The organism is Roseivivax halodurans JCM 10272 (assembly GCF_000521785.1).
Classification (GTDB): domain Bacteria; phylum Pseudomonadota; class Alphaproteobacteria; order Rhodobacterales; family Rhodobacteraceae; genus Roseivivax; species Roseivivax halodurans.
This window is the reverse complement of record NZ_JALZ01000078.1, coordinates 1-5,561: the sequence shown is the minus strand read 5'-3', so window position 1 is coordinate 5,561 and position 5,561 is coordinate 1. Positions and strand designations below refer to the sequence as shown.

The 5,561-nt window shown below is 62.7% G+C and carries 5 protein-coding genes and 1 pseudogene; all 6 read right to left on the bottom strand.

Translation table 11 applies throughout. The annotated features are described in order from the left end of the window. Nucleotides 1–241 precede the first annotated feature (241 nt). The gene (locus tag OCH239_RS20955; protein WP_211242045.1) at nucleotides 242–1,441 is read right to left on the bottom strand and encodes a serine hydrolase domain-containing protein; all 1,200 of its coding nucleotides are present in this window, start codon (nucleotides 1,439–1,441) and stop codon (nucleotides 242–244) included. A gap of 83 nt (nucleotides 1,442–1,524) precedes the next feature. Continuing rightward, complete coding sequence (locus OCH239_RS23000) at nucleotides 1,525–1,686, bottom strand: hypothetical protein (protein WP_157578037.1); 162 nt, start codon at nucleotides 1,684–1,686, stop codon at nucleotides 1,525–1,527. A 195-nt stretch (nucleotides 1,687–1,881) separates the two neighbouring features. Then, nucleotides 1,882–2,631 (bottom strand): SDR family oxidoreductase, encoded by a 750-nt coding sequence (locus OCH239_RS20950; protein ID WP_037267310.1) that lies wholly within the window; start codon nucleotides 2,629–2,631, stop codon nucleotides 1,882–1,884. Next, entirely contained in the window at nucleotides 2,628–3,959 is a 1,332-nt protein-coding gene (locus OCH239_RS20945) for an FAD-binding oxidoreductase (RefSeq protein ID WP_084782767.1), read from the bottom strand. The genes OCH239_RS20950 and OCH239_RS20945 overlap by 4 nt, the downstream gene beginning before the upstream one ends. Nucleotides 3,960–4,092: 133 nt before the next feature. Beyond that, nucleotides 4,093–5,136 carry a TAXI family TRAP transporter solute-binding subunit gene (locus tag OCH239_RS20940; RefSeq protein ID WP_037267308.1) on the bottom strand — a complete coding sequence of 348 codons (1,044 nt, stop codon included), beginning with the start codon at nucleotides 5,134–5,136 and terminating at the stop codon, nucleotides 4,093–4,095. Between the two features lie 32 nt (nucleotides 5,137–5,168). Next, nucleotides 5,169–5,561: pseudogene (locus OCH239_RS20935) on the bottom strand (hypothetical protein); the annotation flags it as partial.

The window sequence follows — 5,561 nt, the reverse complement described above, 5'->3', positions numbered from 1 at the left end:
TGACCGGACCGGAGACCTCCAACCATCGGAGCTCCAATCAGGCGGCGTTGACGCCAGGAATACCTCTTCCCGACTGACTTGAAGGCAGCGGACTTTCCTGTCCATCAAGGCTTCGGATACGACCGCTTTCCAGCCAAGGGCGAAATTCTCTTGCAAAGACCCCGAGAAAAGCCTGGATCCATGTCCGTGGATGGCTGGGCATCATCATGCGCCGCAGCCCGCTGGACGGAATCGGAACGGCTTACTCGATGGCGGCGACAACGGCATCGAAGAATGCCATCGGTTCGACCGGCTCCTTGCCCAGCGGTTCCGGCTGGGCTCCGGTCACGGCGATCACGACGTTCTCTGCGGGATTGATGTAGACATATTGTCCTTGGATGCCGACTGCGGCGAAGGCGTCATCTTCCTTCGAGGCGTCGGTCCATGCAGGCCACCACATGTAGCCGTAGGCGATGGGCTCGCCTGTCTCGAGCTCTTGAGGCTGGCCTGCTGTTTCCGTCCATCCTTCCGGCAGAACGTCCCCGCCTCCCTCCAGGAAGAACTGTCCGAACCGTGCGTAGTCCCGCAGGGTCGCCGACAGGCCGGAACCGCCGATCACGTGGCCGTCCGGGGCGTCGAGCCACCATTCGGCATCGGTCTCCATGCCATAGGGTGTCCAGATCTTCTCGCTCAGATAGGTGGCGACGGATTTGTCGACGGCACCGCGAACGACCTCACTCAAGACCTGGGTCTCTCCCGTGGAATAGGTATGAACGATTCCCGGTTCCGCACCGCGGTTGAGTCCGGCCATCACCTCCATCAGCGCCCCCTGCTCCTGCGCGAGCTGCGCCCGAAGCAGGTCACGCCGATCGCTTTCGGGATCGGTGTAGGTCTCGTCCCAGGATGCACCAGAGGCCATCAGTAGGATGTCCTTGATAGATGCGCCATCGTAGGCGCTGCCTTCGAGGGCGGGAACATAGTCGGCCACGTTGTCGTCGAGGCTTCCGATATGCCCATCCTTCAGGGCGGCACCGACCAGCGTGGACGTGATGGACTTCACCACGGACATCGACATCCATCGGGTCTCGGGCGTGTTTCCGCGCTGGTAGGTCTCGTAGACCACGGCGCCATCCTTCAGAACCAGCATGCCCGTGACCTGGTTCAGGGCGAGAAAGTCGTCGAGATCGTAGCTCTGCCCGTCGATATCCGCCTCGATGGGGGCGAGTTGCCGTTCCGAGCTCGGCAACTCCCGCGCTGTGCCGCCGGCTTCGACGGTGGCGGTCGGAAAGAGGCGGTGGATGTTTCGGAATGTCGAGACTGCGAGGTCCGGGGGCAGATCTCCGGAGTAGATCCGTTCGACCTCGCCAATTTCCTCGGCCTCGTGCGGGTTCACATACTCGGTTTGCGCAAGGGACGTGGTGCCTGCCGCAGCCGCAAGAAATGCAAAAGGAAATACGTACAATCGATGTCTCATACGACAGTTCTTTCGCTTTATGATCCCGGACCGCGCGCAAATGACCGCCGGGGACATGTCATCTGCGGACCCTACCAAGGAGGTAGCGTGTGCAGACCGACACGCCAGCCGCTCATGCGGGAGCGGTTGGGCTCGAAGTTGACCTTCGCCGGATGGAGCACGAACGGCAGCTTCTCGTTGGCAAATGCGATCTGGGTCAGCGAGCAGACCGAAAAGTCGGCTTTGCCTGACATCTGATAACGACTTCCCGACCCACGCGAAGCAATATGTCATCCCGGCTATCGCGGCGCCGTCTCGCTCCGGGGCAACGGCAGCCGCCTCAGGATGCGGCCAGAAGGGTGCGGTATGGGGCAATCCCGATCAATCTCTGCGACTGAGGCTTAAGCCCGGCCAGATCCATCACCTGCCGCAACTGACCGGATTGATCATTACAAATCCGTCCGCTTGAAGAAGCGCTCGGGAATTGCGGTGATGATGCGCATGACGAGACCCCAGACCGGGCGCACATAGACAACGTCGCGCCCCCGCTCGACCGCGCGTAGGACCGCTTGGCCCACCTCTTCGGGCGCGGCAGTCAAAGCGGCTGGCAGATCCATCCCCTCGGTCATTCGCGTCGCCACGAAGCCGGGTTTTACAGTTACCACCTGCACCCCCAGGCGGGCGCAGCGGTTCCGCAACCCGGAGAGGAAGGCCGTGAAGCCCGCCTTGGCCGAGCCGTAAACATAGTTCGATGCTCGCCCTCGATCCCCTGCCACGGAGCTGACACCGACGATCGTCCCCTTCTTCGCCGCAACCATCCGCTCGGCAAAGAGGCCCAGGATCAGCGCCGGTCCCTCGTAGTTCGAGCGCATCACCTGCGTCGCCGCTATAGGATCCCGCTCGTTTTCGGCTTGTTCGCCCATAAGCCCGATAACCGAAACGACGATCTCTGGCGCTGGGTCGAGCGCCTCGACGAAGCCGTGCATGCTCTCAGTGTCAAGGACGTCAAACTGCGTCAGTTTCACCTCAATATCATGGCGCAAGGCGATATCTGCACGCTCGGGTTCCAAGCTCTCGGGATCGCGTGCTGCAAGGATCAGGTTGTGACCTTCGGCCGCGAAGACGCGCCCAATGGCAAGTCCGATCTCGGACCGTCCACCCAAGATCAGTACGGTGGATTTTCTGGTGGCGTCGGTCATAGCAGAAGCCTTTCGGATTGGGCGGAGGCGAAGGCTTGGTCCAGCCCTGCCTCCCGCCGCATGTCGCGCAATATGTCCGCACGCGGGTCGGACCGGTGCAGGGTCGTCGCGGCTAAGCGGGCGTCCTTGGCGAGGTAGAAGCGCGCACCGTGATCTACTGCAATGGCATCAAGCCGGTCGAGCAAGGCCAGGGTTTTTGCAGTGGCGGGAAAATCGAGCGCCAGCGTGTAGCCCTCCATCGGGAAGGAAAAGCGGCTTTCCTGGATCCCAAATCGCTTCAGCACGGCGAGAAAGGATCCCTGTCCCGCGGCTGCCGTCGCCCCCAGAAGGGCGCGCAACCCAGCCTCCGAGCTTTTGGGCGGCAAAGCGCATTGGAACTGCAGAAAGCCGCGGCGCCCGTAAATGCGGTTCCATCCGAGGATTGCATCCAGCGGATAGAAATACCGATCCCAATCCACCAGGCTCTTGCGCGGGCTCGAGAGACCCTTGCGCCAATAGAGCGCGTTGAAGGCTTTCACGGTCCAAGTGTTCAGCGCGGCGCCGGGCAGGTTCACGGGCACCGTCTTTGCCCGCCGCTTGGGCGTGGCGAAGGGGTGCTTGCGGAAGGCCGATGGCACCTCGCCTGTCTCGGCGTGTTCCCCAAACATGATGAGCGAGCGTCCGAGTGATCCGCCGGAGGCCAGGCAATCGATCCAGGCCACCGAGTAGGTCGCTGCGTCCGCCGCCTCGAAGGCCTCCATCGCTGCTGCGAGATGCGGCGCTGGGATCGTTTCCTGCCGGATCCAGGCGCTCTCGACTGGACGCAGCCGGATCGCCGCGCGCAGAATGACCCCCGTCAGCCCCATCCCACCAATGGTCCAGCCGAAGAGTTCAGAATTGCTCGATCGGCTCGCCCGCGTGACCTCACCATCCGCGCCCACAACATCGATCCAGTCCACAAACGCCCCGAAAGAGCCATCTACATGATGGTTCTTGCCATGTACGTCGGCGGCGATCGCCCCCCCGAGAGACACGAACTTGGTGCCGGGTGTGACGTACGGAAACCAACCGCGTGGCAGAAAGGCAGTGATCACGTCGCCCAGGATCACGCCGGCCTCAGCCACAAGCTGCCCGGTGGCAGGGTCGAAAGCCAGCATCCGGTTCAGCCGCCGCATATCGATCGTCGCAGCGGCGCCCATGGCGCTGTCACCATAGGCACGCCCGTTGCCGCGCGCGATCACACCTCCCAGCCCCACCGCGGCGCGCAAAGCTGCCATGTCACGTGGCGCTGCGACCGGACCGGGTCTACGGGGATAACGCCCCCAGCCGGACAGTTCGGCGCTGCGCATCACCACCACGCCGCACCCTTGGGTGGTCGGATCTCTATCGGGCGGGCCACGGTCCGTCTCCATCGCTCGGGGGCTGGCTTAGGCAACTTGCCGGGGCTCCCCATCCCGATCAAGCACCGCGCAGGTCGAAATGTCAGCAGCCAATCGTTTCGCAGATCCGGGCGCGGTAGATGGAGTTTGCAGGGTTTTCCGGGCCCATTTCGGTCTCCATCGGGCGAGAGCATGCGAGTGGATAGTTCGGGGCAAGCCCAACATTCACGCAGGTCCCGATATCCCAGCCCGGGGGGATTTCGTTGAGGTCGACCCGTTGCCATTTCGGGTGACCATTGGCGCGCAGCGTGTCGAACTGGGTCAGGATCAGGTTCGACACATCCGAGACCGCCTTGCAGCTGTCAGCGTGATAGCGGTTGCGGGCCGGGTTGTAGTCATAGGTCATCAGCACCGCCTTGACCGCGACCACCTCCACTTCCTCGTCTTGAAACGGATAGGTTCCGGCAGGGATCTCCGTGGGCAAATAAACCGAAGCAAGGACCTCATCCGTGATCTCGACGAGATGAAAATCCTCTGCAGAGATCGCCTCTGTCTCGAAGATCGCCGTCGGGGCGCCCGCAACATAGAAAAAGGCGTCGATCTCGCCCGCGAGCAGCTGCTCGAGGGACGCGTCCGGCCCGATGGTCAGCGTCTCTGCAGGGGTCACCCCCAGGAGGTCCATAAGCAGCGAAGCGGTCAGAAATGTGCCGCTGTCGGCCACTCCCACTGCCACCCGCATGCCGTCTAAATCCGCGGTGGTTGCGATATCGCGCCGGGCAAGCAGGTGCACCTCCTCGTTGTAGAGGGGGAAGGCGATCCGAACCCCTTGAATGGCGCGGGCGATGGCGGGGTCGTTCGCCGAGTAAGTCTGAAAGTATTCCAGTACGTCGCTCTGCACGATGCCGAACTGGGTTGCGGGACGGTTGCGGACCCCTAGAAAATTCTCGAGCGATCCCGCGCTTTCGCGCACCGTCAGGGTTTGGCCACAGGCCGCCATCAGCTCGGATATGTCTTGGCCGATTTGGATATATGTCCCTGTCGGTCCCCCGGTGAGGATGTTCTTCTCAAATTCCTGGGCATGGGCAGCCGGAGCGGTACCGATAAGCACTGCAAGTACGCAGCGAAATGCTGTGATAGATCTAAACATGAAAAAATCCTTTCTTGTAAATATGTTATTCTTCAACAGCGACCGAGGTTGCGCACCAGCGAAACAAGTGTTTGCCGGTTCACCTGGTCCAGTGCCGCCTGAAGCGCCTCCAGGGTGCAGACCTGATCGTTGAGCAATGCGGCCAGCTCCCCACGCGGCCCGGCGCCCACTGCGCCGAGCCCCGGTGCGCTTGCAAGCGCACGGGCGATCTCCTCCGGCGTGATCGGCGTGGCGCGACGCGGTAGATCATCTGGGACCGCACCCGCCTCCTGCGTGGCCTGCGGTGCGGGGGCCTCTTCCGTAGATGCGGGCTGCCGTGCTTCCAAATCGGCGGCCAGACGGTCGCGCTCGGCCATCGCCGCGTCTCGGGCCTTTGTGACCGCCAGCAGTTCGACCTGCGCAGTTTCCGCCTCGGCGGCTGCGGC

Coding starts and splice junctions, on each gene's coding strand:
- OCH239_RS23000 (WP_157578037.1), bottom strand. CDS start 1,686: ATGTCAGGCAAAGCCGACTTTTCGGTCTGCTCGCTGACCCAGATCGCA.
- OCH239_RS20945 (WP_084782767.1), bottom strand. CDS start 3,959: ATGCGCAGCGCCGAACTGTCCGGCTGGGGGCGTTATCCCCGTAGACCC.
- OCH239_RS20940 (WP_037267308.1), bottom strand. CDS start 5,136: ATGTTTAGATCTATCACAGCATTTCGCTGCGTACTTGCAGTGCTTATC.
- OCH239_RS20950 (WP_037267310.1), bottom strand. CDS start 2,631: ATGACCGACGCCACCAGAAAATCCACCGTACTGATCTTGGGTGGACGG.